The sequence below is a fragment of the Pseudoalteromonas luteoviolacea H33-S genome (assembly GCF_001625695.1).
Classification (GTDB): Bacteria; Pseudomonadota; Gammaproteobacteria; order Enterobacterales; family Alteromonadaceae; genus Pseudoalteromonas; species Pseudoalteromonas luteoviolacea_B.
Window position 1 is genome coordinate 1 of record NZ_AUXY01000034.1, and the last position, 1166, is coordinate 1166.

At 54.5% G+C, this 1166-nt stretch carries 1 protein-coding gene; it reads left to right on the top strand.

The genetic code is table 11. The features are described from left to right. The coding region (locus tag N477_RS01740; RefSeq protein WP_155731768.1) for a phosphopantetheine-binding protein at nucleotides 1–1166 on the top strand (1166 nt) is incomplete at both ends.

Genomic DNA, 1166 nt, shown 5'->3' on the forward strand with positions numbered 1-1166 from the left:
TATACATCGGCGGGGACGGGCTGGCTCAGGGCTATCTTGGCCAGCCAGCACTGAGTGCTGAGAAATTTATCACCAATCCTTTTTATGACCCTAAACAGAGTAACTCTAGTGCGCGTTTGTATCGCACTGGGGACATGGTCAGGGCGTTGGACGATGGTCGCCTGCTGTTTATTGGTCGCAGTGACGATCAGGTTAAGATCCGAGGCTTCCGAGTGGAGTTGGCGGAAGTGGCACACCACATCAATATGTTGGATGTAGTCGATGCTTGTGTGGTGCTGGTGCATCAGGACCGTGGCGGGCATAAACGTTTGATAGCCTATGTGAAAGCAGCTGCAAGTTGTACCCTGACCGAGCAAGCGTTAACACAGCGGATCCCACAATTATTGGCAGCTAGATTACCGGATTACATGATCCCCGCGACTGTGATTACCGTGGTGCAATGGCCTGTGACTGCCAATGGTAAAGTCGATAAAAAAGCGCTGCCAGCGCCTTCGGATATACTGTTGGGCGCTGCCTATCAGGCTCCGCAAACGGAAATCGAGCGTATCTTACAAAAGCTGTGGGCTGAGTTGTTGCAGCTTGATTGTGAACAGGTGAGCACCACTGCCAACTTTTTTGAGTTGGGAGGCGATTCTATCCTCAGCATTCAACTGGTGTCACGCGCCGCCAGAGCGGGGCTGCACTTCAGCGCGCGTGCTTTGTTTGAAGCCCAGACTATCCGCCAGTTGGCACCTCAGGTACAAAGTCAGGCGGAGCGCCTAGCCGATCAGGGTCCGGTATCCGGTTTGCAACCACTATTGCCGATCCAGCAGCAACTGTTGGCCGACAGCACTGACGTCCATCATTTTAATCAGGCGGTGCTACTGACTCCGACCCAGCCGTTGTCTCAATCACACCTGATCAGCTTAGTGGCGGCTCTGTATGGCCGTCATGATGCACTGAGCGTGCGCTATCAGTCTACGAGCTCTGAACAACAGTGGCAGGGTGAATATACGCCACAGCGCGATGATCTGGCCTTGGCTCGCGCCAGCGTCAGCCGCTTAGACTTGAGTGAGCTTAGCGAGGCTCAGTATCAGGACCGGATGGATCAGCTGCAGGCCAGCTTTGTGCTTTCTGAGGGGCGTCTATTACAGGCGGTTCAGGTGCGTCTACCGACACAGCTGGCG